The sequence below is a fragment of the Winslowiella toletana genome, from assembly GCF_032164335.1.
In the GTDB taxonomy this organism is placed as follows: Bacteria; Pseudomonadota; Gammaproteobacteria; order Enterobacterales; family Enterobacteriaceae; genus Erwinia; species Erwinia toletana_A.
Genome location: NZ_CP134152.1, coordinates 986,373 through 1,011,723, shown reverse-complemented (window position 1 = coordinate 1,011,723; position 25,351 = coordinate 986,373). Strand labels below are relative to the sequence as shown.

23 protein-coding genes are annotated in these 25,351 nt (G+C 52.2%); 7 read left to right on the top strand and 16 right to left on the bottom strand.

Annotation, left to right across the window (positions count from 1 at the left end; all coding sequences use genetic code 11):
• Position 1 precedes the first annotated feature (1 nt).
• From fabZ to rpsB, 12 genes are all read right to left on the bottom strand, one after another.
• On the bottom strand, positions 2 to 457 hold the full coding sequence (fabZ, locus tag RIN69_RS04600; RefSeq protein WP_007893924.1) for a 3-hydroxyacyl-ACP dehydratase FabZ: 456 nt from the start codon (positions 455 to 457) through the stop codon (positions 2 to 4).
• A gap of 157 nt (positions 458 to 614) precedes the next feature.
• Positions 615 to 1,637, bottom strand: a complete 1,023-nt coding sequence (lpxD, locus tag RIN69_RS04595) for a UDP-3-O-(3-hydroxymyristoyl)glucosamine N-acyltransferase (protein WP_313855875.1) — start codon at positions 1,635 to 1,637, stop codon at positions 615 to 617.
• Between the two features lie 3 nt (positions 1,638 to 1,640).
• Complete coding sequence (gene skp, locus RIN69_RS04590) at positions 1,641 to 2,138, bottom strand: molecular chaperone Skp (protein WP_313855873.1); 498 nt, start codon at positions 2,136 to 2,138, stop codon at positions 1,641 to 1,643.
• Between the two features lie 119 nt (positions 2,139 to 2,257).
• The gene (bamA, locus tag RIN69_RS04585) at positions 2,258 to 4,663 is read right to left on the bottom strand and encodes an outer membrane protein assembly factor BamA (protein WP_313855870.1); all 2,406 of its coding nucleotides are present in this window, start codon (positions 4,661 to 4,663) and stop codon (positions 2,258 to 2,260) included.
• 54 nt (positions 4,664 to 4,717) lie between these two features.
• A complete protein-coding gene (rseP, locus tag RIN69_RS04580) occupies positions 4,718 to 6,067 on the bottom strand; it encodes a sigma E protease regulator RseP (protein WP_313855867.1) in 1,350 nt (449 codons plus the stop codon).
• 14 nt (positions 6,068 to 6,081) lie between these two features.
• Positions 6,082 to 6,939: a phosphatidate cytidylyltransferase gene (cdsA, locus tag RIN69_RS04575; RefSeq protein WP_313855864.1), complete on the bottom strand. Its 858-nt coding sequence runs from the start codon at positions 6,937 to 6,939 to the stop codon at positions 6,082 to 6,084.
• Positions 6,940 to 6,957: 18 nt separating this feature from the next.
• The gene (gene ispU / locus RIN69_RS04570) at positions 6,958 to 7,710 is read right to left on the bottom strand and encodes a (2E,6E)-farnesyl-diphosphate-specific ditrans,polycis-undecaprenyl-diphosphate synthase (protein WP_313855863.1); all 753 of its coding nucleotides are present in this window, start codon (positions 7,708 to 7,710) and stop codon (positions 6,958 to 6,960) included.
• A 186-nt stretch (positions 7,711 to 7,896) separates the two neighbouring features.
• Positions 7,897 to 9,099, bottom strand: coding sequence for a 1-deoxy-D-xylulose-5-phosphate reductoisomerase (gene ispC, locus RIN69_RS04565; protein ID WP_313855862.1), 1,203 nt, complete (start codon positions 9,097 to 9,099; stop codon positions 7,897 to 7,899).
• A gap of 159 nt (positions 9,100 to 9,258) precedes the next feature.
• On the bottom strand, positions 9,259 to 9,816 hold the full coding sequence (frr, locus tag RIN69_RS04560) for a ribosome recycling factor (protein ID WP_313855861.1): 558 nt from the start codon (positions 9,814 to 9,816) through the stop codon (positions 9,259 to 9,261).
• Between the two features lie 187 nt (positions 9,817 to 10,003).
• Positions 10,004 to 10,729 (bottom strand): UMP kinase, encoded by a 726-nt coding sequence (gene pyrH / locus RIN69_RS04555; RefSeq protein ID WP_313855860.1) that lies wholly within the window; start codon positions 10,727 to 10,729, stop codon positions 10,004 to 10,006.
• 220 nt (positions 10,730 to 10,949) lie between these two features.
• Entirely contained in the window at positions 10,950 to 11,798 is an 849-nt protein-coding gene (tsf, locus tag RIN69_RS04550) for a translation elongation factor Ts (protein WP_313855859.1), read from the bottom strand.
• Between the two features lie 222 nt (positions 11,799 to 12,020).
• Entirely contained in the window at positions 12,021 to 12,746 is a 726-nt protein-coding gene (gene rpsB / locus RIN69_RS04545) for a 30S ribosomal protein S2 (protein WP_313855858.1), read from the bottom strand.
• A 380-nt stretch (positions 12,747 to 13,126) separates the two neighbouring features.
• Between rpsB and map the strand changes: the two genes are divergently transcribed.
• From map to RIN69_RS04525, 4 genes are all read left to right on the top strand, one after another.
• Positions 13,127 to 13,921, top strand: coding sequence for a type I methionyl aminopeptidase (gene map, locus RIN69_RS04540; RefSeq protein WP_313855857.1), 795 nt, complete (start codon positions 13,127 to 13,129; stop codon positions 13,919 to 13,921).
• A gap of 106 nt (positions 13,922 to 14,027) precedes the next feature.
• A complete protein-coding gene (gene glnD / locus RIN69_RS04535) occupies positions 14,028 to 16,682 on the top strand; it encodes a bifunctional uridylyltransferase/uridylyl-removing protein GlnD (RefSeq protein ID WP_313855856.1) in 2,655 nt (884 codons plus the stop codon).
• A 117-nt stretch (positions 16,683 to 16,799) separates the two neighbouring features.
• Positions 16,800 to 17,624, top strand: a complete 825-nt coding sequence (dapD, locus tag RIN69_RS04530) for a 2,3,4,5-tetrahydropyridine-2,6-dicarboxylate N-succinyltransferase (RefSeq protein ID WP_313855854.1) — start codon at positions 16,800 to 16,802, stop codon at positions 17,622 to 17,624.
• Positions 17,625 to 17,965: 341 nt separating this feature from the next.
• The gene (locus tag RIN69_RS04525) at positions 17,966 to 18,358 is read left to right on the top strand and encodes a DUF3461 family protein (RefSeq protein ID WP_313855852.1); all 393 of its coding nucleotides are present in this window, start codon (positions 17,966 to 17,968) and stop codon (positions 18,356 to 18,358) included.
• 54 nt (positions 18,359 to 18,412) lie between these two features.
• Here the strand turns inward: RIN69_RS04525 and RIN69_RS04520 are convergent, their stop codons facing one another.
• From RIN69_RS04520 to dgt, 3 genes are all read right to left on the bottom strand, one after another.
• The gene (locus tag RIN69_RS04520) at positions 18,413 to 19,570 is read right to left on the bottom strand and encodes a CdaR family transcriptional regulator (RefSeq protein WP_313855851.1); all 1,158 of its coding nucleotides are present in this window, start codon (positions 19,568 to 19,570) and stop codon (positions 18,413 to 18,415) included.
• 186 nt (positions 19,571 to 19,756) lie between these two features.
• Positions 19,757 to 21,202, bottom strand: a complete 1,446-nt coding sequence (gene degP, locus RIN69_RS04515; protein WP_313855849.1) for a serine endoprotease DegP — start codon at positions 21,200 to 21,202, stop codon at positions 19,757 to 19,759.
• A gap of 146 nt (positions 21,203 to 21,348) precedes the next feature.
• Entirely contained in the window at positions 21,349 to 22,842 is a 1,494-nt protein-coding gene (gene dgt, locus RIN69_RS04510) for a dGTPase (protein ID WP_313855847.1), read from the bottom strand.
• A 97-nt stretch (positions 22,843 to 22,939) separates the two neighbouring features.
• Here dgt and mtnN point away from each other — a divergent pair, with 97 nt between their 5' ends.
• The 3 genes from mtnN to RIN69_RS04495 all read left to right on the top strand — a co-directional run bounded on the left by mtnN (position 22,940) and on the right by RIN69_RS04495 (position 24,829).
• Positions 22,940 to 23,635 carry a 5'-methylthioadenosine/S-adenosylhomocysteine nucleosidase gene (gene mtnN, locus RIN69_RS04505; RefSeq protein ID WP_313855845.1) on the top strand — a complete coding sequence of 232 codons (696 nt, stop codon included), beginning with the start codon at positions 22,940 to 22,942 and terminating at the stop codon, positions 23,633 to 23,635.
• Positions 23,628 to 24,428 (top strand): vitamin B12 ABC transporter substrate-binding protein BtuF, encoded by an 801-nt coding sequence (gene btuF / locus RIN69_RS04500; RefSeq protein ID WP_313855844.1) that lies wholly within the window; start codon positions 23,628 to 23,630, stop codon positions 24,426 to 24,428. Before mtnN ends, btuF begins: the two co-directional genes overlap by 8 nt.
• Positions 24,429 to 24,574: 146 nt before the next feature.
• On the top strand, positions 24,575 to 24,829 hold the full coding sequence (locus RIN69_RS04495) for a hypothetical protein (protein ID WP_313855842.1): 255 nt from the start codon (positions 24,575 to 24,577) through the stop codon (positions 24,827 to 24,829).
• Between the two features lie 40 nt (positions 24,830 to 24,869).
• Here RIN69_RS04495 and erpA read toward each other — a convergent pair whose 3' ends face one another.
• Complete coding sequence (erpA, locus tag RIN69_RS04490) at positions 24,870 to 25,217, bottom strand: iron-sulfur cluster insertion protein ErpA (protein WP_313855841.1); 348 nt, start codon at positions 25,215 to 25,217, stop codon at positions 24,870 to 24,872.
• Between the last annotated feature and the right edge of the window lie 134 nt (positions 25,218 to 25,351).

The window sequence follows — 25,351 nt, the reverse complement described above, 5'->3', positions numbered from 1 at the left end:
ATTATGCCTCCCGGCTGCGGGCACACATCATTGTTGCTTCGCAGACAATTTTACCGTCAACGGTTGCCACGCCTTTAAAACGCGTCAGACCACGGCGGGTTTTTTCGAACGTGACTTCCATGATCATCTGATCGCCAGGTACCACAGGGCGTTTGAAGCGTGCTTCGTCGATGCCTGCAAAATAGTACAGTTCGCCAGGTTCCAGTTTACCAACGCTTTTAAACGCCAGAATACCGGTCGCCTGCGCCATCGCTTCCAGAATCAATACGCCCGGAAAAATCGGCTTGCCAGGGAAATGCCCCTGGAAAAACGGTTCATTGACAGATACGTTCTTCACAGCACGCAGATACTTGTGCTCTTCAAAATCCAGTACGCGATCTACCAGCAAAAAAGGATAACGGTGCGGCAGCAGCTCTAAAATCTCTTCAATCTTCAGAGTATGAGTTTCAGTAGTCAAAATACTCTTCCTGTCCTAAAAAAAATCTGATGGCATCAATAACACGGCCTGCAACGATCAGAATCGTCCGCAGGCCGCAAATTCAGTTTCCGTGCGCGTAGCTTTCCCTGCTTAGCATGTTTTAATTATGAAAGCCGGTCAGACGCGGGATGTTTGCTTAGTCTTTGTCGACTTTGCGCTCGATGGCTTTTAAGCGTTTGCTTATTTCATCGATGTTCATCACCAACGCCGCAGTTTTGCGCCAGGTTTTGTTGGGTTGCAGCGGAATTCCTGAAGAGTATACCCCAGGTTCAGTGATTGGTCGCATCACCATTCCCATACCAGTGACCGTAACTTTGTCACAAATTTCCATGTGACCATTAATTACGCTTGCGCCACCAATCATACAGTAGCGCCCGATAGTCAGGCTGCCCGCCATGATAACGCCACCCGCAACTGCGGTATTGTCGCCAATCACAACGTTATGTGCAATCTGGCACTGGTTATCAATGATAACACCATTGCCGATTTGAGTGTTATCCAACGCACCACGGTCGATAGTGGTACAGGCACCTATCTCTACCCGATCGCCGATGATCACGGTGCCAAGCTGGGGGATTTTAACCCAATTGCCGCGATCGTTAGCGTATCCGAAGCCATCTGCGCCAATCACCGTCCCCGACTGGATCAGGCATTGTTCACCGATGCGTACTTCGTGATAGACAGAAACATTGGCCCAAAGCCGTGTGCCAGCACCGATGCGGGTGTTTTTACCGATAAAACAGCCGGCACCAATCACCACATTGTCACCCAGCTCAACGCCGGATTCGATGACCGCATTTGCGCCCACTGAGACGTTGTTACCGAGCTTCGCAGCAGTATCAATAACCGCGCTCGGTGCAATATTACTGGCCGGTTGCGGCGTGGTATCCAACAGTTGCGCCATACGGGCATAAGTCAGATACGGATTCTTTACGATCAGCGCGGCGCTTTGGCACCACTCCAGATCCGCTTCCGTCAGCACCACGGCTGAAGCCTGGCAGGTTGCGAGCTGCTCGCGGTAGCGGCTGTTTGCTAAAAAAGTGATCTGACCGTTTTGGGCGGATTGCATAGAAGCAATGCCGGAGATGGCGATATCGCCATCTCCGTGCAATTCTGCATCCAACTGCTGGGCTAAATCAGCCAGTCGAATTGAAGACATGTCTTATTTAACCTGTTTCAGTACATCAGCAGTGATGTCTTTGGAATTAGAGGCATACGCAACCGCGTTTGCATCGATAACAACGTCGTAACCTTCGCTGTCAGCCACTTTCTTCACTGCATCCTGAATACGGCTCAGGATTTTGTTACGTTCTTCACTCTGACGGCGACGGTTATCCTGCTCGAAAGCCTGAGCTTTCGTGGAGAACGCTTCGCGCTGCGTCATAATGTCTTTTTCCATGCGGCTGCGATCGCTGGCCTTCATGGTTGAACCGTCACGCTGCAGACGCTGCATTTTAGTTTGCAGATCACGCTCCTGGTTCTGTAGTTCGCTTGCGCGGCCTTTAAATTCATTTTCAAGCTGTTTCGCAACTGTCGCACGCTGCGGTAACTGTTGGAAAATGCTGGAAACGTTTACCACTGCAATTTTGTCAGCAGCCTGAGCGCCAGCTGAAACAGCTAAAGCAAGACCCAGACCTGCGGCACACAACAACTTTTTCACTATAAACTCCTTACCATCACCGTTCGTGTCACAGACACATGTTTTGCGTGACATCGGCAGCAACGAGGCTGCCGTGTGACAACGCGATACTCACTTGAGTCGCTTCCATGCGCAGGAAGTTACCAGGTTTTACCAATGTTAAACTGGAACTGCTCTGCTTTATCTCCCTCATACTTTTTAACCGGCTGCGCGTAGGAGAACACCAGCGGGCCGAGTGGAGACATCCACTGCAGCGCCAGACCGGCAGACACACGTACGTTGTTAGGCTTGCTGTAATCCGGCACGCCTGCAGCGCGAGTCTCGGCGGTATTTTCCCAGTTGGTATCCCAAACGGTACCGGCATCGACGAACAGCGATGTACGCACCGAGTTAGAATACTTCTCACTGAGGAATGGCGTTGGCGTAATCAGCTCCATGCTGGCGACTGCCATCGCGTTACCACCAACCGCATCGTCAGAGTTACAAATCGGCTGAGAGCCGGAACAGGTTGACGAGTTGTTATTGTAGTAGGCCGCTTTCGGACCGATGTTGTTCGAACGGAAACCACGCACGGTGCTGGAACCACCGGCATAGAAGTTTTCGTAGAACGGCAATTCTTTACCGCTTAAGCCATCACCGTAGCCCAGACGACCACGACCTAACAGTACCCAGGTACGATCGTCGTTGATCGGCATGTACTGCTGGCTGTCCAGCGTCACTTTATAGAAGCTGTTGTCAGAACCAGGGATAGTGACTTTACCATTCAGGTTTGTACGGTTACCTGAAGTCGGGAAGAATCCACGGTCCAGGTTGTTATACGTCCAGCCATAGTTAAAGGTGAAGTCATCAGCCGAGTATTCACTGCGCTGGGTTCGGTTAGGGTTCTCGCCAACAGAGTCCAGATAACGCCACATCGCGATTTGCGGTTGCATATCGGACAGGTCGTTATGCACGTAACCTAAACCAACACGCAGGGTGTTGTTTTCGTTAATCGGGAAGCCCAGCGTACCGTCAACACCATAACTGGTGTTGGTATAGTCAGACAGGTCCGCGTTATCCGCTTTAAAGTCGTTGTAGAAGATGCGGCCACCAAGGCTGACACCATCAACGGTAAAGTACGGATCGGTCAGAGAGAACTCAGCATAGGTCTGGTAATCGTTCTTGGTACCGCTGATACCCACGGTATTACCGGTACCCAGCCAGTTTTCCTGCTGAACACCCACCTGGAAGCTGACGCCACTTTCCGTACCGTAACCGACACCGAAGTTAAAGGTACCGGTGTTACGTTCTTTAACTTTGTATACCACATCGACCTGATCCGGTGAGCCCGGGACACGCTGGGTGTCGGTTTCGACGGTTTCAAAATAGCCGGTACGGTTCAGACGCTCTTTGCCCTGCTCAACCAGGTCACTGCCCAGCCATGCGCCTTCCATCTGGCGCATTTCGCGACGCAGAACGGAATCTTTCGACGTATCGTTACCTTCGAAACGCACTTTACGCACGTAGTAGCGGTTGCCCGCATCAACGTTAACGTGCAGCTTAACGGTTTTATCAGCGTCGTTAATTTCTGGCTGAGTCACCACGCGTGGATAGGCATAGCCATAACGACCCAACATTTTCTTGATGTCGTCTTCCATACGGGTCACTTTCGCGCCGTTGTACAGCTCACCTGGATTGATTTTGGTCATGCTCTCAATTTCAGCTGAGTGACCTGCCAGGTTACCGTTCACCACCACACCAGAAAGCTTGTACTGATCGCCTTCAGTAATGTTGATGGTGATATAAATGCCTTTTTTATCCGGCGTCAGGCTGACCTGAGTCGAATCGATATTAAAGCGTGCATAACCGCGATCCAGATAGAAGCTGCGCAGGGTCTCAAGGTCACCGGCCAGTTTCTGTTTCTGGTATTTACGATCGCCAACCACGTTCCACCACGGCACCTCGTCGCGCAGCTGGAAGCGGGAGATCAGCTCTTCAGAGCTGAACGCCTTATTGCCTACCACGTTGATCTGCTGAATCTTGGCAGAAACACCTTCGGTGAATACCAGTTTCAGATCGACACGGTTACGCGGCAACGGCGTAACGACAGCTTTTACGCTGGCGCTGTATTTACCCACGCTGTAGTAGAAATCCTCCAGACCTTTCTCGATAGTCGAGATAGTGGTGCGGTCCAGCGCTTCGCCAACGCGCACACCAGAGGCTTCCAGGTTCTGCTTAAGCATGTCTTCTTTCACCGCTTTGTTACCGGAGAAAGTGATGCTGGCAATGGTCGGACGTTCTTTAACCTGCACGATCAGCGTAGTGCCGTCACGCAGGACCTGAACGTCTTCGAAGTTTCCGGTCGCAAACAGGGAGCGAATGGTATTACTGATGTCATCGTCAGACACCGTATCCCCTACGCGCACAGGCATGCTAAGCAAGGCCGCACCGACGGCAACTCGCTGCAGCCCTTCGAAATGAATGTCCTGCACTACGAACCCGTCTGCACCGTATACGGTGGCGCTGCTAAACAGCAGCGACGCTATGAGCAACTTTTTCATCGCCATCGTTGTTATGCGTTCTTCCTAACACATCCCGAGCCTGCATGCGCCTTGCGGCGGCTACAAGCGAGAGAAATCATTGAATAGTGCAAGCCCCATTAACAGCACCAGCAAAATCGAGCCGATACGATAACTGAAGTCCTGAACTCGCTCGGACACCGGTCCTCCTTTGATCTTTTCGATCGCCAGAAAGAGCAGATGACCACCATCTAAAACCGGTAATGGGAACAGGTTGATAATCCCGAGGTTCACGCTAATTAACGCGAGGAACATCAGATAATAGATCACACCGTACTCAGCTGACATCCCGGCACCCTGCGCGATCGAAATCGGCCCGCTCAGATTATTCAGCTTAACATCACCGGTTATCAGCTTGCCAAGCATGCCGACCGTCAGCTTCATCAGTTGCCAGGTTTTATCCGTGGCCTGACCAATTGCCGCAAACGGACCATACTGACGCACCGTTTTATATTCATCCGGCAGTGGAACAATGCGCGGGATTACCCCAGCAAAACCTTCAGCACTGTTATCCGGCTTAGCTTCAGGGGTCAGCGTCAATCGGACCACTTCACCCTGGCGCTCCACGTCTAAAGCAATGTCTTTACCCGGATTATTACGTACCTGAGTAACAAAACTCTGCCATTGCTCTAACAGCTGACCATCGACTTTAACGATCCTGTCGCCAGCTTGCAAACCTGCCTCACTTGCAGGTGAGCCAGACTGCACTTCTGCCAGCACAGATTCTATCTCTGGCCCACGTGGACGAATCCCCAGTGACACCACCGGATCTTGCTTATCAGGCTCGAATTGCCAGTTACGCAAATTGAGCTTTTTTTCCGTTGATTGCGATGAGCCAAACGGCGCAACACTAACGGTGGTTTCCTCGTCGCCGATTTTTGCCACCAGCGCCATTCGAACCGCATCCCAATCAGGCGTTTCGATACCGTCTACTGCTTTTAGTTCCATACCTGGCGCAATTTGCGCCTCTGCCGCTACCGAACCGCTTACTATTTCACCAACCACCGGGCGAACGCCAGGTACGCCGTGAATAAATACCAGCCAGTAAGCAAAGATAGCGAAAATAAAGTTAGCCAGTGGGCCAGCGGCAATAATAGATGCACGCTGCAGCACGGTTTTGTTATTGAAGGATTGATGGCGCAACTCAGGCGGCACGCTTTCGACGCGCTCGTCGAGCATCTTAACGTAGCCACCCAACGGGATCAGCGCAATCACATACTCGGTGCCCTGCTTATCACGGCGACGCCACAGCGCCTTACCGAAGCCAACAGAAAAGCGCTCAACTTTTACGCCACAGCGACGGGCGACCCAGAAGTGGCCGAACTCGTGGACGGTAATCAACACGCCCAGCGCAACGATAAAGGCAGCCAGGCTCCAGAGTATGCTCAACATAGCAATTGCGTCCCTTAAAGGTTCCTGAAAACCAGCAACAGCAGACAGGCAAATACCGGCACTGCGGCCGTCAGACTGTCGATACGGTCAAGAATGCCACCGTGACCCGGAATCAGATTTCCGCTGTCTTTAATCCCTGCTTCGCGTTTAAACATACTTTCTGTCAGGTCGCCCAGTACCGATGCTAACGCCGCGGTGACTGAACAGATTAACAAGGTGCCCGGCTGGACAGCCAGCGGTGCCCACATGCCAAACAACCATGAGATCAGCGCTGACGTCAGTAATCCACCAAAGAAGCCTTCCCAGGTTTTACCTGGCGACACTTTGGGTGCCAGCTTGTGTTTGCCAAACAGGCGGCCAAACATATAGGCGCCTGAATCTGCACCCCAAACCAGAAACATCACATACAGTAGCCACCAGGCACCTGCATAATGATCGACATCATAATGATACTGGCGCAATGCCAGCATGCCCCAGAAGAAAGGCACAATCGTCAGGATACCAAACACTAATCGCAGAATGCGCGACTGACGCCACAGCGCCGCGGAGGCCGGATAAAACAGCACTAATCCCAGCGCCACAATCCACCAGCCGAGCGACGCCCACAGCCAGAAACTGATTTGAGGTAACTGCACAGAGTGCTGATACACCGGAAGCGTCAGCATCATTAAGGCGAGCAGCAGGCCGCAAAGCACGGCCAGCCAGATACGTTGAGTACGGGATGCAAAGCCCGCGAACTGGCCCCATTCCCATGCGGCCAGCATGCATACCACCAGAGTGGTAATCATGAAGCCCAGCGGCGGCAGCAAGAACAATGCGGCAATCACCACCGGAATCAGTATGAACGCTGTAATCAAGCGAGACTTCAGCAAAGGTTACCCCCAGTGCGCTCAGGCGCTACCAGGTGCTGCGCCGCCAAACCGACGCTCTCGATGTGAGAAAGCATTCATTGCACCTTCAAAAACTTGTTCATCAAAATCAGGCCAAAGAACATCAGTAAAGTAAAACTCTGCGTAGGCCACTTGCCACAGCAGGAAGTTACTGATGCGATGTTCTCCCCCGGTCCTTATTACCAGATCCACTGGCGCCAGCTTGCTAAGACAAAGATGCTTCTCCAGGGTCTCTTCCTCGATCTGATCGGGACGAAGTAATCCTTCCTGCACCTGTTCAGCAATTTGTCTTACGCCATGGATAATATCCCAACGGCCGCCATAATTCGCGGCAATGTTGAGCGTTAGTCCATTATTTTGTTGAGTAAGTTCCTCAGCACGGCGAATACGCTCTTGTAAGCGTAAATTAAAGCGACTGATGTCACCAATAATTCGCAAACGAACATTATGCTTATGCAGACTTTTAACTTCGCTGTCGAGCGCCCAGACGAAAAGCTCCATCAACGCCATCACTTCCTGCGGCGGACGGTTCCAGTTTTCGCTACTAAAGGCATAAAGCGTGAGCGCATCGAGCTTGTTGCTCACGGCAAAGCTTACGGCGCGACGAACCGATTTCACTCCCGCTTTATGACCAGAGATACGCAATTTGCCTTGATTCTTTGCCCAGCGACCGTTGCCATCCATGATGATGGCCACGTGGTGGGGGCCAGCCCCGAGCTGGTCATCGGCTTGTAATTGATTTTCGGACGACATAACGCGTAATTATTTCCTTTAATCAGAAATACAACGGTTTCTGAATACCTTGCACGCTGGCGCAAAAAAGCCGTGTTTTACACGGCTCTCACTGCCGTTATCGCAGGTCGTAACTGCCAAACGGAAGTCGCTGACTATACCATTTCCGGCTTCAGCTAACAAATGGCGACGCCGCAAAACGTTGAATTAACGCCGGGCAGTAAAGCGAGGTAGCAACTCGGTTGCCGCAACACGCGCCAGTTTGTCGATCTCAATCACCGCCTCAACGCTCTGCGGCTCCTGACAGGAAAGCGACGCCAGTACCGCGCTGTTCAGTGCGGCAATATCGGTGAAGCGAATCTCTGTATTCAGGAACGCTGCAACAGCGACTTCATTCGCCGCATTCAGTGCAGTGGTCGCAGACTGTCCAGCTTCACAGGCATCCATCGCCAGTTTCAGGCAGGGATAGCGAGTAAAATCTGGCTCGGCGAAAGTGAGTGCTCCCATACGCGTGAAGTCCAGCGGTGTTACACCGGCGCTGACGCGTTGCGGCCAGGCCATCGCATGGGCAATTGGCGTGCGCATATCTGGTGAACCCAATTGAGCTATCACACTGCCGTCACGGTAACGGACCATGGAGTGAATGACCGACTGTGGGTGCAAAATCACTTCCATCTGGGCATCAGTGGCGTTAAACAGCCAGCGGGCTTCAATGTATTCCAAACCTTTATTCATCATGGTGGCCGAATCAACGGAGATTTTACGCCCCATCGACCAGTTCGGATGTGCACACGCCTGATCCGGCGTTACGCTGTCAAGCGCGGCCAGCGGCGTTTCCCGAAACGGACCACCCGATCCCGTGAGGATAATGCTGTCGATGCCATTTTCCCCGAGATCAGCGTAACCTAACTGCTGCTGGATGGAAGCAGGCAAACTCTGAAAAATGGCATTGTGTTCGCTATCAATCGGCAACAATTGAGCGCTGGCGTGACGAACCTCATCCATAAACAGTCGACCACAGGTGACCAGCGACTCTTTATTGGCTAACAGGATGGTTTTACCAGCGCGAATGGCGGCGAGAGTGGGTAAAAGACCGGCAGCGCCGACGATGGCCGCCATCACCTGATCGACCTCATCCAGCGCGGCCAGCTCGCAGGCTGCCTGTTCACCGGCGAACACCTCGGTAGCGACATTCAGCTGCTGTAAACGCTGGCGTAGCGCCTGAGCGGAAGCTTCATCAGACATCGCCGCATAAGCGGGACGAAAAACCTGACACTGCTCGGCCATCAGCTCGACATTGCGTCCGGCAACCAGCGCCTTCACGGCAAACAAATGGGGATTTTCACGCACCACTGCCAGGGTGCTGGTGCCGATTGAACCGGTCGAGCCGAGGATGGTCAATTGCTTCATAAGGCTGCTCTGTTATACCCAATATCATTCCATGCAGAGCGGTGGCGCGCGTGGCGATGATCCGCATGAACTATAATAATCAAAATGCAAAACGCCGCCAGACCCACCATTCTGTCTGAACGGGAATCTGTACGGCGTTTCAACGGTGCATGACGGGAATCAGAATTCCATCAGCTCCGCTTCTTTTTCGGCCAGCGCTGTATCAATTTTCTTGATATAGACGTCAGTCATTTTCTGAATATCATCCTGTGAACGACGCTCTTCGTCTTCACTGATCTCTTTGTCTTTCAGCAGCGCTTTCACTTTGTCGTTAGCATCACGACGCACGTTACGCACTGAAACACGACCCTGCTCGGCTTCACCACGCACGACCTTGATCAGGTCTTTACGACGCTCTTCAGTCAGTGCTGGCAGTGGAACACGGATATCAGTTCCAGCTGAACTTGGGTTCAGACCTAAATCTGAGGTCATAATCGCTTTCTCAACGGCCTGACTTAAAGAGCGGTCAAACACGTTAATTTTCAACGTACGTGAATCTTCAACGGTCACGTTGGCGAGCTGACGCAGCGGAGTAGCAGCACCGTAGTACTCAACCATAATTCCGTCGAGAATGCTCGGTGACGCACGGCCGGTGCGAATTTTGCTGATATGGTTTTTGAATGCGTCCAGGCATTTTTCCATGCGCTGGTCTGCATCTTTTCTGATGTCGTTAATCACGTTGGAACCCTTGGATTCTGGTTACCAGGCAGGCCTTAGTCAGCTAAGACCCGTTAAATAATCGTCGATAGAGCTATCATACTTCGGTTTGCCAGGCGTTAGCAGCAACCCGAACTATTTTGGCAAACATCCTGAACGGAGCGTATCGCACCGACAGAATATACCCTATTTTACGCTGTGACTGATATTAATGCGTAATCAGCGTGCCTTCTTTTTCACCCATCACCACGCGACGCAGTGCACCCGGCTTGTTCATATTGAACACACGGATAGGCAGCGAGTGGTCGCGTGCCAGAGTAAATGCCGCCAAATCCATCACTTTCAGTTCACGCTCCAGCACATCCTGATAAGTCAGTTGATCGTGCAGAACGGCTTCCGGGTTCTTCACCGGATCGGCAGAATAAACGCCGTCAACTTTAGTGGCTTTCAGTACCACGTCGGCTTCGATTTCGATGCCGCGCAGGCAAGCTGCAGAGTCAGTGGTAAAGAAAGGATTACCGGTACCGGCAGAGAAGATCACTACGCGATTGTTACGTAATAAACTGATAGCTTCAGCCCAGCTGTAGTTGTCACACACGCCATTCAGTGGAATCGCTGACATCAGGCGCGCATTGACATAGGCACGGTGCAACGCATCACGCATTGCAAGGCCGTTCATCACGGTTGCCAGCATTCCCATATGGTCGCCAACAACACGGTTCATGCCAGCCTGTGCCAGACCGGCACCACGGAACAGGTTACCACCGCCGATCACCACGCCCACCTGAATGCCGAGCTCGACCAGCTCTTTAACTTCTTGCGCCATTCGATCAAGTACGCTTGCATCGATACCGAAACCTTCAGCACCTTGCAGTGCTTCACCGCTCAGTTTAAGCAGAATACGTTGATATACAGGTTTTGCATTGGTAGCCATGGTCTTTTTTCCTGGAAGCTATCATCAAATTGGAAGAGGTAAATCTGATGTATCATCCGCTTAGCCAGATAAAAATGCTATTGGGATGAGACTGAAAATAGGTGGTGCTAAACATCACCAGATAAAACTTATTTTGCCCTTCGTCAGGGGTGATGCCGCAAGGCGTCAGGGACGACGGGCAAAAAAAGAACCGCCATCTGGCGGTTCTTAATAACCATGATTACTGCTTGGACATGGCCGCAACTTCTGCTGCGAAGTCGTTTTCAACTTTCTCGATGCCTTCGCCCACTTCAAAGCGGATGAAGTTAACCACGGAAGCACCTTTTTCTTTCAGTGCCTGACCAACGGTTTTGCTTGGATCGATAACGAAAGGCTGACCAGTCAGAGAAACTTCGCCGGTGAATTTCTTCATGCGGCCTTCAACCATTTTCTCTGCGATTTCTTTTGGTTTGCCAGACTGCATAGCGATGTCCAGCTGAACCTGGTACTCTTTCTCAACCACGTCAGCAGACACGTCTTCTGGGTTAACAAACTCAGGCTTGCTTGCTGCAACGTGCATTGCAACCTGCTTGATCAGGTCTTCATCAGCGCCTTTAGCAGAAACCAGTACGCCGATACGTGCGCCGTGCAGGTAGCTACCCAGCTGCTCGCCTTCCAGTACAGCAACACGACGGATGTTGATGTTCTCACCGATTTTAGCAACCAGTGCAACGCGCTCTTCTTCGAACTGCGCTTTCAGAACTTCAATATCAGTGATGCGGTCAGCTGTTGCTGCGTCCAGAACTTTGTCAGCAAACGCCTGGAAACCAGCATCTTTTGCGACGAAGTCGGTCTGGCAGTTGACTTCCAGAATCACCGCGTAGTCGCCAACGATTTTGGTTTTGATCACGCCATCAGCTGCAACGTTGCCCGCTTTTTTAGCAGCTTTGATTGCGCCAGACTTACGCATGTTTTCGATCGCCAGCTCGATGTCGCCATTCGCTTCGGTCAGCGATTTTTTGCAATCCATCATGCCCGCGCCAGTACGCTCGCGCAGTTCTTTTACCAATGCAGCGGTAATATCAGCCATTCTAAATTCCTCGGTTAACTGTGAACCTGCTGCGTACACAAGGTAGCAACAGTGTTTAATTCGCAGGAGATTTACTCCGCCTCGCCCAATCTGACGCCCGGCAAGGCAGACTTAAAACAATAAAGGGGCCTTGAGGGGCCCCTTACAGATCACTATCTGACTATACCAGACACCCTTGCGGGTGCTTTTTGGTATTAAGGGCTCGATTAAGAGCTAGCCTTATTACTCAGCTTCAGCGAAGGTTTCTTCAGCTTGCTGAGCCAGATCCTGAGAACGACCTTCACGCACAGTGGTAGCCACTGCGGTCAGGTACAGACTTACAGCACGGATCGCATCGTCGTTACCAGGGATAACGAAATCAACGCCATCCGGATCAGAGTTAGTATCAACGATAGCAAATACCGGAATACCCAGGTTGTTTGCTTCTTTGATTGCGATGTGTTCGTGGTCAGCATCAACAACAAACAGTGCGTCTGGCAGGCCGCCCATGTCTTTGATACCGCCCAGGCTGTTTTCCAGCTTGGCCAGTTCACGACCACGCATCAGTGCTTCTTTCTTGGTCAGCTTCTCGAAAGTACCGTCCTGAGACTGAGTTTCCAGATCTTTCAGACGTTTGATGGACTGACGAACGGTTTTCCAGTTGGTCAGCATACCACCCAACCAGCGATGGTTAACGAAGAACTGGTCGCAGCTCAGAGCAGCATCTTTTACCGCTTCGCTTGCAGCGCGCTTAGTACCAACGATCAGGATCTTACCTTTACGGGCAGAGATCTTGTTCAGTTCAGCCAGAGCGTCGTTGAACATTGGTACAGTTTTTTCAAGGTTGATGATGTGAACTTTGTTACGTGCACCGAAGATGAATGGCTTCATTTTCGGGTTCCAGTAACGGGTCTGGTGACCGAAGTGAACACCAGCCTTGAGCATGTCGCGCATGGAAACAGTTGCCATGATTACCTCTATATAGATTATTTGGGGTTGGGCCTCCACGTATCCCATACAACCGACCCTGAACAGCGATAACGCTCTTCGCAGGCACCCCGGCGTATGTGTCGATACGTGTGTGTTATTTACACATAATGAGATTTATGCGTTTCTCGTACAACAGACATCATCGTACATAGAATCGTCGGCGCGCTTTATACCACAATCCAGCCCCTGACGCCAATAAATGTTGTCAGCGCTGGCGCGCCACAAACTGCATTTGGCAGCGCCTGGGCAGGCTGTTAACATTACAGTACTAAGGTCATGCAGCGCGCTGGTGCACGCCAGAATTACGCAGCGCAGCCTATATTATTGTCGAAAATGACGACATTCGCGGAAAAAATTTAATGGCTATTTCAATAAAAACCCCTGAAGAAATCGAAAAGATGCGCGTTGCAGGCCGTCTGGCAGCCGAAGTGCTGGAAATGATTGAGCCGCACGTCAAACCGGGTGTCACCACCGCTGAATTGGATCGTATTTGCCACGATCATATCGTAAACAAACAGCAGGCGGTGTCTGCCTGCCTCGGCTATCACGGCTTCCCGAAATCAGTCTGTATCTCGGTTAACGAAGTGGTGTGCCACGGCATTCCAAGCGACGACAAAATCCTGCGCGATGGCGATATCGTCAATATCGACGTTACCGTGATCAAAGATGAGTATCATGGCGATACCTCGAAGATGTTTATCGTCGGCAAACCCACTATACAGGGCGAGCGTCTGTGCCGCGTGACCCAGGAGAGCCTGTACCTGTCACTGCGGATGGTGAAGCCCGGTATTCGCCTGCGCACGCTTGGTCGTGAAATTCAGAAGTTTGTCGAAGCGCAAGATTTCTCAGTAGTACGCGAATACTGTGGGCACGGCATCGGCAAAGGCTTCCATGAAGAGCCTCAGGTGCTGCACTACGACGCGGATGATGGCGGCGTAGTACTGCAGGCGGGTATGACTTTCACCATCGAACCGATGGTCAATGCCGGTGATTACCGTATTCGCAGCATGAAAGATGGCTGGACGGTAAAAACTAAAGATCGCAGCTTGTCCGCACAGTACGAGCATACTATTGTGGTGACAGAAAACGGCTGTGAAATTTTAACCCTGCGCAAAGATGACACCATCGAACAAGTGTTAGTGAATGAAGGCTGAGTGGTCTTTCATTTCCCAGCGTTAACGAAGGCCGGCTCTGTAGCCGGCTTTTTTATGTCTGAAACCGCAGGCCGTGTGCCGTTGACATCACCAGGAGAGAGCGCAGATGAGTAATAGCGTGACGGAAAAATTAAATTTCGGACTGTCAGACTCCCCCGCCTGCTGGGATGATGAGCAACTTACCCGCGAGATACTGAAACAGCATCTGGATGCCTTTCAGCAGCAGCTGGCTGACGCCTTTGACGCCGGTGAAAATGCGGAAGATTTAATCGATGCCCGCACCCTGTTTATCGATCGTCTGCTACGTCGGCTTTGGCGTTTTTACGGTTTCGAATCGATGTCCGATATTGCACTGGTTGCCGTCGGCGGCTATGGCCGCGGCGAGCTGCACCCACTCTCGGATATTGATGTGCTGATTCTTAGCCGCAAGCCGCTGTCTGAAGAGGCGGCACTGCGTACCGGCGAGCTGCTGACGCTGATGTGGGATCTGAAGCTGGAAGTGGGCCACAGCGTGCGCACGCTGGAAGAGTGCCTGCTGGAAGGGCTTTCCGATTTGACGGTCGCGACCAACCTGATCGAATCGCGCATGCTAATCGGTGATGTCGCGCTTTTCCTTGAATTGCAAAAGAATGTATTCAGCGACGGATTCTGGCCTTCTTCCTGCTTCTTCGCGGCCAAAATTGAAGAGCAAAAAGAGCGCCACAAACGCTATCACGGCACCAGTTATAACCTGGAGCCGGACATCAAAAGCAGCCCCGGCGGCCTGCGTGATATCCACACTTTACTGTGGGTCGCCCGACGTCATTTTGGTGCCACTTCGCTGGATGAAATGGTCGGTTTTGGTTTTTTAACCGAGGCCGAACGCAACGAGTTAAATGAGTGTCAGAGTTTGCTGTGGCGCATACGCTTTGCGCTGCACCTGACATTACCGCGCTATGACAATCGTCTGCTGTTCGACCGCCAGCTGAATGTTGCTCAACGACTGAACTATCAGGGTGAAGGCAACGAGCCGGTAGAGCGCATGATGAAAGATTTCTATCGCGTCACCCGCCGCATCAGTGAGCTGAATCAGATGCTGTTGCAGCTGTTTGACGAAGCGATTCTGGCACTCGGGCCGGATGAAAAACCGCGGGCGATTGATGATGACTTCCAGCTGCGCGGCACCCTCATCGATCTGCGTGATGAGACGCTGTTTGAGCGCCAGCCGGAAGCGATTATGCGCATGTTTTACAACATGGTGCGCAATCAGAACATAAGCGGTATCTATTCGACCACGCTACGCCAGTTGCGCCATGCGCGCCGTCATCTGAAAGAGCCACTCTGTACCATTCCCGAGGCGCGAAAACTGTTTCTCGCCATTTTGCGCCATCCCGGCGCGGTCAGCCGGGCGCTGTTGCCAATGCATCGTCACAGCGTGCTGTGGGCCTATATGCCGCAGTGGAGCAATATTGTCGGCCAGATGCAGTTTGATCTGTTCCACGCGTACACCGTTGATGAACACACCATTCGCGTGCTGCAAAAGCTGGAAAGCTTTGCCGACGAGAGTACCCGTCCGCGACATCCGCTGTGCGTTGAGCTCTGGCCGCGCCTGCCGCAACTTGAGCTGCTGCTGATGGCCGCACTGTTTCACGATATCGCCAAAGGACGTGGCGGCGACCACTCGATTTTGGGCGCGCAGGATGCGCTCGAATTTGCCGAAATGCACGGCCTGAACTCGCGTGAAACTCAGCTGGTCGCCTGGCTGGTTCGTCACCACTTATTGATGTCCGTCACCGCACAGCGCCGTGATATCCAGGATCCGACCGTTATCCAGCAGTTTGCCGAGGTGATGCAGAATGAAAATCGCCTGCGTTATCTGGTGTGCCTGACCGTGGCGGATATCTGCGCAACCAATGAAAACCTTTGGAACAGCTGGAAACAGAGCCTGTTGCGTGAACTGTTTTTCGCCACTGAGAAACAGCTGCGCCGCGGTATGGAAAACAGCCCGGACCTGCGCGAACGGGTGCGTCATCACCGTTTACAGGCGCTGGCGCTGCTGCGGATGGATAATATTGACGAAGAGGCGCTGCATCAGATTTGGGGCCGCTGCCGTGCCGACTACTTCCTGCGTCATACGCCGAATCAGCTGGCCTGGCATGCGCGCCATCTGATGAATCACGATCTGAAAAAACCGCTGGTATTGGTCAGCCCACAAGCCACGCGCGGCGGCACAGAAATCTTTATCTGGAGCCCGGACCGCCCTTACCTGTTTGCGGCGGTCGCCGGTGAGCTGGACCGCCGTAACCTCAGCGTGCACGATGCGCAGATCTTTACCAGCCGTGACGGTATGGCGATGGATACCTTTATCGTGCTGGAGCCGGATGGCAGCCCGCTGTCGCCGGATCGCCACCTGATGATCAGCCAGGCGCTGGAACAGGCGATTACGCAGACCCGCTGGGTACCGCCGCGCACCCGCCGTCAGCCTGCCAGGCTGAAACACTTTAACGTCGATACCGCGGTTAATTTCCTGCCGACCCATACCGATCGCCGAACCTATCTTGAACTGATCGCGCTCGATCAGCCTGGCCTGCTGGCACGCGTGGGTGAAGTCTTCTCCGATTTGGGCGTGTCGCTGCATGGCGCGAGGATCAGCACCATCGGTGAGCGGGTTGAGGATTTATTTATTCTGGCAAACAGCGATCGTCGCGCACTTGATGCCGAATTGCGCGATGTATTGCAACAACGGTTGACAGAGGCACTTAATCCAAACGATAAAGTGTGACGAAGATTTGTTTTTTACCCTCAGCAGGGGCGGCGTTTTGCCGTCCGTGCCTTAAACAGGTATTGGGAGCTCACCACGGCTTCCCTGCGAATTAATTGATACAGGAAAAGTAACTTAATGCAACAATTACAGAGTGTTATTGAAGCGGCGTTCGAGCGCCGTGCCGACATTACGCCAGCTAACGCTGATACCGCCACTCGCGAAGCCGTCAATCAGGTTATCAGCCTGCTGGACAGCGGTGCGCTGCGCGTTGCTGAAAAAATCGACGGTCAGTGGGTTACGCACCAGTGGCTGAAGAAAGCGGTACTGCTGTCGTTCCGCATCAATGACAATCAGGTGATTGATGGCGCTGAAAGCCGTTTTTACGACAAAGTACCGATGAAATTTGCTGACTACGACGATGCCCGCTTCAAAAAAGAAGGCTTCCGTGTCGTGCCGCCTGCTGCGGTGCGTCAGGGCGCATTTATCGCGCGTAACACCGTACTGATGCCTTCTTATGTCAACATCGGCGCATATGTTGATGAAGGCTCAATGGTAGATACCTGGGCAACCGTTGGCTCTTGCGCGCAGATCGGTAAAAACGTTCACCTGTCCGGCGGCGTGGGCATCGGTGGTGTACTGGAGCCATTGCAGGCTAACCCAACCATCATCGAAGATAACTGCTTTATCGGCGCGCGCTCTGAAATCGTTGAAGGTGTGATTGTTGAAGAAGGCTCGGTGATCTCAATGGGCGTCTACATCGGCCAGAGCACCAAAATCTACGATCGCGAAACTGGCGAAGTGCATTATGGTCGCGTACCCGCTGGTTCCGTGGTTGTTTCCGGTAACCTGCCATCGAAAGACGGCCGCTACAGCCTGTACTGTGCGGTGATCGTCAAGAAAGTCGACGCGAAAACGCTTGGCAAAACCGGCATCAACGAACTGCTGCGCACCATCGACTAAGTTTGACTGTTACGGACCACCGCCGTGGTCCGTAATCTTATCTTTACACTTCCCCGTCTCAAAACCTGTTTCGCGTGATGAATTAACAGGTGATCTTGCTCACATTTCAAGCGATAATCCGCGCCAGTTAATGACCACTCTTTCGATAACTGTTTCTGCCGTTTCGACCATTACGACTATATTGATCGCATGAGTACGAGACGAATGAGCTAAGTGAAGACAAAGCGTAAGCGCGCAGCAACCGCAGTGGACTGAAGTCCATGAGGATTGCGAGCACTGCACAACGCAGTATTCACGACGCGCAGCCGGATCGACACCAACTTATAAAGGAAACTATTGTTATGTATGATAATTTGAAAAGTCTGGGCATCGCCAACCCTGAAGATATTGACCGTTACAGCCTGCGTCAGGAAGCCAATAACGACATCCTGAAAATCTATTTCCGTAAAGACAAAGGTGAGTTTTTCGCCAAGAGCGTGAAGTTTAAATATCCGCGTCAGCGTAAAGCAGTGGTCGGTGACAGCCTGGGCCAGGGCTACAAAGAAATTATGGAAATCAGCCCTAACCTGCGTTATGTGATCGACGAGCTCGATCAGATTTGTCAGCGTGACCAGGTTGAAGTCGATCTGAAACGTAAGATCCTTGACGATCTGCGTCATCTGGAAAGTGTGGTCTCAAACAAGATCACCGAGATCGAATCTGACCTCGAAAAGCTTACCCGTAACGGTCGTTGATTTGCTCCGCGGGCGGAATTCTCTCTGCCCGTTTCATGCCGTAATCGCCCCCGGTTACGGCTGCTCATCCAGTTGCAGCGCCACATACAGCAGCAGCCGGTCATCAAAGTTACTCAGATTCAGCCCGGTCAGCTCTGATATACGATTCAGACGATACTCCAGCGTATTTCGGTGGATAAACAGCGCTTTTGCCGTAGCCGATGGCTGCACGTTATGGCTGAACCAGGAAATCAGCGTGCGGCGCAGCAGGCCGTTATTATCCAGCGTTTTTAATCTCGCCAGTGGACGCGACAGTTCGTTGGCCTGCCAGCCACCGCGCAAACTATCCAGCAGCACCGGCAGCACCAGATCCTGATAGAAATAGCTGCGCTGATCGGGCATCCGTTGTTTACCCACTAACATCGTGGTGTGTGCCGTACGGTACGATCGCGCAATGCTGCCCTCACCGGTAAAATAGTTACCTAATGCGATGCGGATGCGCAAATGACCACTCTCTTTCATACGTGACAACAGCTGCTCAACCCGCCGCCGGTGATCTTCCTGGTCGTAGCGGCCGTGGGCATTCAGCGCCGGTTTCAGTACCACCATTTCGGTGAGTGAGACAATCGCAATCAGATTATCGCGCTCCGGCGTGGTCAGCAGCGTTTGGAGCTGCTGTAACTCGGACATCGCGCTATCGACGCCGAGCTGGCCGCTGTCAACTTCTACCACCGCCACCACGCGCGGCTGCTGAAGGTCAATCCCCAACCGCTGTGCCCAGTCCATCAGGGCTGGCGACAGGGTCTCACTGCGTATCAGATTAAGCACCAGCTCTTCACGCAGGCGGCTGTCCTGAGCCAGCATATGCAGTAAGCGTGCTTGCTCCAGCATCATCTCTGCGGTCATACAAACCAGTTCACCATAGTGACGTAACGCCTGCGGATCGCCGGTCAGGCCGATCACCCCGACAATGTCGCCGTCGATGCGCAGCGGCAGGTTAATTCCCGGCCGTACGCCATGCAGATGTTTCGCCACTGCATCATCGATGTCCACCACTCGCGCCTGCGAGAGCGCCAGCAAGGCTCCCTCGTGCATTTCCCCAATGCGTTCACGATCGCCGCTGCCGACGATACGACCGCGTGCATCCATCACATTGACATTGCTGTCAATAATTTTCATGGTGCGTGCAACGATCTCCTGGGCCAGACGTGCATCCAGATGATAGGTGGCCATCAAACACTCCTGCAAAGCATAGGGATAATCAGCATAGCCGGGAGAATGGCGCGAAACATTGTGCAGATGCACAGAGCAGGGCAGCAGTTGCGAAAATTGCGGTGGGTATCACAAATGAGGCAGAAAAAGCGGGGAATAAGAGCAGAAAGATCGTGCCGGTGCACAAGGCACCGGCACGAACAGGGTTTACTGCATAACCAGATAGATAGAAGCATCACCACGCTGAATATTCAGCGCCAGTACCGAAGGCTTGCTGTCAAGGATCTTACGTAATTCACCCAGATTGGCTACCGCCTGCTGATTAACGCCAAGGATCACATCATCCTTTTTCAGGCCAACGCGCGCTGCCGCAGTACCCGGCTTCACGCTGTCAACTTTAACGCCTTTATGACCATCACCTTCGACATTGCTCAGGTCCGCCCCTTCAATACCGGTATAAATAGTGCCGGAATCAACTTTAGTCTGCGTACTCTGCTGCAGTTCAACATTCACCGTTACCGTTTTGCCATCACGCAGTATGCCAAGTTCCATTTTTGAACCGACCGGCAGCGTACCGACCTGCGCACGCAGCGCCGAGAAGCTGGAGATTGGTTTTTTATTTAATGAAACAATCACATCACCCGCTTTAATACCGGCTTTGGCTGCGGATGAATTTGGCATTACCTGGCTGACGAAGGCACCACGCTGAGCGTCAACTTTCATCGCTTTCGCCAGCTCAGAGTTCAGTTCGGTGCCGAGAATGCCCAGCTCACCACGTTTCACCTGGCCATATTCCACCATCTGAGACGTCAGGTTTTTCACCATATTACTTGGGATGGCAAACCCAATACCGATATTGCCGCCGTCCGGCGCAAGGATCGCGGTATTAATTCCGATCAGCTCACCGTTCAGATTAACCAGCGCACCGCCGGAGTTACCCCGGTTGATCGCCGCATCGGTCTGGATAAAGTTCTCGTAGTTTTCGACATTCAGGCCGCTACGACCCAGCGCCGACACGATACCGGAAGTCACGGTTTCACCCAGACCGTACGGGTTACCAATCGCCACGGTATAATCGCCAACCCGCAGGTCGTCGGAGTCCGCCATTTTGATTGCCGTCAGGTTTTTAAAGTCCTGCAGTTGAATCAGCGCGATATCCGAACGCGGATCTTTACCGATCACTTTGGCTTCATATTTGCGCCCGTCACTGATTTGCACCTGAATTTTAGTCGCGTTATCCACTACGTGATTGTTGGTCACCACATAGCCTTTCGCTGCGTCAATGACTACGCCGGAGCCAAGTGAGCGGAATTTCTCTTGCTGTGCGTTGCCACCACTCTGCCCGCCCTGGCCATTTTGTCCACCATCCTGACACATAGGTGAACCCTGGAAAGGTGAACCGTCCTGGCAAAACGGTGAGTTCCCGCCAAAGAACTGCTGGAATTGCTGTGGCATACGCGGGGTACGCACGGTTGTCACACCTTCAACATTAATGCTGACGACCGAAGGCATGACTTTTTCCAGCATTGGTGCCAGGCTTGGCAATTGCTGAGTGGAGGAAGAGGCCGTTTCAGCGGCCGAAGCGGTTACCGGACTCATCGCCATACTCAGGCTCAGAGCCAACGCGCTTAATGCTAAGGTTGTTTTTTTCATTTATCTTGTTCTCGTCTCTGACAATGATGCAGACCATTGCTGTGGTCACGGTGATAAGATTTATTTTTTAGCGCGAAGTTCATGTTTAAGTGTTTGGAAATGGTAAATATTTATTCCTCATCTTTACAAAACTCGTCAGCCCAGCCTTATTCCACCGCCATCAGTCGACGATATTCATCCCACGCATACAGATCGGTCATACCACTAATATAATCCTGCATCAGGCGGGCGCGATAATAACGTTCCCATAACAGCCGCTGATAGTTATGTTCCACCGTGATAGTGCGCATTTTTTGCTGGTAGGCTTTTCGGTGCTTTCCGGAAAGTTTATGAAACAAGCGCGTTTCAATCGGGCGGCCTTTAAGAAAGTCGTCATTCACCAGCGTGGTAAAATCTTCGTAGTTCAGCTCCAGCAAGGGCTTATAGATATCCAGCAGGCCCTTCATCACCCGATATCCCTGCAACTCCAGTTGTTCCACTTCCGAATGATTAAATACATGCTTGCGGGCTACCGCTTTGAAAATTGCCAGCAGTCGCCCTTCTTCACCGTCATCCTCTAACAATGCATGATTAAAGTTTCCGGCAAAGATAGCCTCAAGGTTTTCAATAAAGCGTTTAACCGCATAGCTGACTAATACATTCTGCACGCTGACGCGTAACGACATAAAAAACTGATCGCTCTGACTGCGAAAACGCCCGTTGCCATTTGCCGACGCCCATGCATAACCCACCGTTCGGCTAAAAGCATCATCGGGTTTTGCTTTACCCCACGCCTGTTCAAGATATTCATACAGCGCGTCGACATTAAAGATATCTTTTTCCACCGCATCATCCAAATCGGCAATGCAATAAGAGATATCGTCAGCGGCTTCCATTATATAAGTCAGCGGAAACCGATGGTGTTCATCAATTTGCGTAGCGGCTCGCAGCTCGGCAATATAATCCTGCTCCGACAGATAAAAGCCGGGCTTTTTCATCAGTGTGGTAAATTCAGCCGGCTTATCGCCCTGCCACCAGGCGGGAGCGGTATATTTTAAAATACAGGCGACCTGAGAATAAGTAAGATTCAGTTGCAGCAGCGTGTGCACCAGCCGGATAGCCTGCGCATTACCTTCGAAATGGCAGAGATCCTGACGGATGATGCCATTCAGCTGGCTAAATGCTTTCATTTGCTCATCACTGAATACGCCTGCAACCTGCGCATCGACCAGCTCAGCGGGTAAATTATCGTCAAACCAGTCGTTTATCGCCGATTCACCAAAATGGCCAAACGGTGGATTACCCACGTCATGCAGCAGACAGGACATCTCAACCAGACTCTCAAACGCCCCGGCAAAATCGGCTAAACCATATTTCTCCAGCCCACCGCTCAATTTCAGCGTCTCAATAATCTCTTTGGCGATATAGCGCCCGGTCTGCTGAACTTCCAGCGAATGCGTCAGGCGCGAACGCACGGCAGCATTACGTTCCAGCGGAAACACCTGGGTTTTCTGCTGCAAGCGGCGAATAGCGGCAGAGTTAATAATCCGCCCACGATCGCTTTCAAAGTGGCGGGTAATATTATATTCACCCACCGGTTCGTCATGGTTATTGTATGGCCGCTGAAAACTGATTTTCTTCCTGAAATTAATCTCTGCCATAAATCCCCTCACCTGATGCGTGAATACATTGAATCCAACCATGTTAAACTATGCATCAGTTTAAGCGATTAATTCCACCATATTAGCGAGTATCACTATGAAAGCAGGCATCATTGGGGCAATGGAGCAGGAAGTTACCTTGCTGCGTGACAAGATTGAGAACCGTCAAACGCTGACGCTGGCTGGTTGTGAGATCTATACCGGCACACTGAATGGCGTTGAAGTGGCGCTGCTGAAATCTGGCATCGGCAAAGTGTCGGCCGCGATGGGCACCGCTCTGCTGCTTGAGCTGTGTAAACCTGACTTCGTCATCAATACCGGCTCCGCTGGCGGTCTGGCACCGACGCTGAAAGTTGGCGACATCGTAGTTTCTGACGAAGTGCGCTATCACGATGCTGACGTCACCGCTTTCGGCTACGAGTTTGGTCAGATGGCTGGTTGCCCGGCAGCCTTTACCGCCGATGAGAAACTGATTGCCGCTGCTGAAAGCTGCATCGCCGAGCTGAATCTAAACGCGGTGCGTGGGCTGGTCGTCAGTGGTGATGCCTTTATTAATGGTGCCGAACCGCTGGCGCGCATTCGCAGCACATTCCCGCAGGCCATTGCGGTGGAAATGGAAGCAACGGCTATCGGCCATGTGTGCCATCAATTCAACACGCCGTTTGTGGTGATCCGCGCCATTTCAGACGTAGCCGATCAGGAATCTCATCTGAGCTTTGATGAATTCCTGGTGGTGGCTGCACAACAGTCTTCACTGATGGTAGAAACCCTGCTGAATAATCTGCGTGGCTAAGCGGATTATCACCCTGCTGATGCTGCTGATGCTGCCTGTTGCAGTATTGGCAGCAACCGCTCCCCGGGTTATTACGCTGGCTCCACATCTCACCGAGCTGGCTTTTGCTGCCGGTATTACGCCGGTGGCCGTCAGTGCATACTCCGATTATCCCGTCGAGGCACGTCAGATTGAGCAGGTTGCCAACTGGCAGGGAATCAACATTGAGCGCATTCTGGCGCTTAAGCCGGATGTGGTGCTGGCATGGCGCGGCGGCAATCCGCAGCGGCAGATTGCCCAGCTGCAGGCTTTAGGGATCAACATCGTCTGGCTGGATCCGCAAACCATCGAGGCGGTGATCGCGGCCATCCGGCAGCTGGCACCGTGGAGCAGTGATCCGCAGCAGGCACAACAGCATGCCGACCAGCTGCAGGCGCGCTTTACTGCACTGCGCCAACGCTATCCGCAGCCACAGCCACAGCAGAAAACGGTATTTTTACAGTTTGGCCTGCAACCGCTGTTTACTGCGTCACAGGCAACATTACAAAACCAAATTTTGCAGCTGTGCGGCGGTAACAATATTTTTGCCGACAGTAAAGTACCCTGGCCACAGGTCAGTCGCGAGCAAGTGCTGATGCGCCATCCGCAAGCTATAGTGATCGCTGGCAATGCCAAAAGCAGCGCGGCGGTAGCGCAATTCTGGCAGCCCCAACTTGCCGTTCCGGTTATCGCATTAGATGATGACTGGTTCAGCCGCGCGGGTCCGCGTATAATCCTTGCTGCTGAGCAGCTCTGCGCAGCATTGCAACATTAAAAAGCTGTTCGGTTAAGACCGGAAAATCCGGCTAAAGAAACAGCAAAACCTGCCGTTATTAAATCAGTACCGTTAAGAGATGTTGTTATCTCCTGACGCTTTCAGGTGCGTGTTTGCGCGCCATATACATCAGGAAACTCAGTAACATGAAGGCCATTATTCTGGCCACCGGCATGTTGATGGTTAACACACTCAGTGCCGCCACCACCAGTGGCAGTATTGGCGTACGGTTAACCATCGCTTCACCTTGCCAGGTGAACAGCCCTGCCAGTGATAGTCAAACCCGGCCGCAAATTGATTGCGGACAACGTGCATCGGCACAACCTAAGGTGAGCGAAAGCGTGTTAAGCAAGGATGCGAAAACTCAGCAGGAACAACGGCTGATCACCGTGGAATGGTAAGCAGAAAGGGCGAAGCATTATTCGCCCTTTTTTTTTCAGCTTAGATACTGAAAGATGAACCACAGCCGCAGGTGGTTTTAGCGTTAGGGTTGGTCACAATAAAACGTGAGCCTTCCAGGCCTTCGGTGTAGTCAACCGAGCCACCAACCAGGTATTGCAGGCTCATCGGGTCAACCACCAGCGACACACCAGACTTCTCAATGGTCATATCACCATCATTGATTTTATCATCGAAGGTAAAACCATACTGGAAACCGCTGCATCCACCGCCGGTAATATACACACGCAGTTTCAGGTCCGGGTTATCTTCATCGGAAATCAGGTTTTTCACCTTGCTGGCTGCTGCATCAGTAAATTGCAGAGGCAGTACTGCTACATCGTCGCTCATTTAAATACTCCAGTAATGCGTTCAGGCTGATGCCTGTCAGGTCATTCTACCCAAAGATATCGTTGACCATAGCTTTTGTTATTATCTAATAGCCTGGTATCGCAATCAAGTATTGGCACTCTGTGCTCAGACAA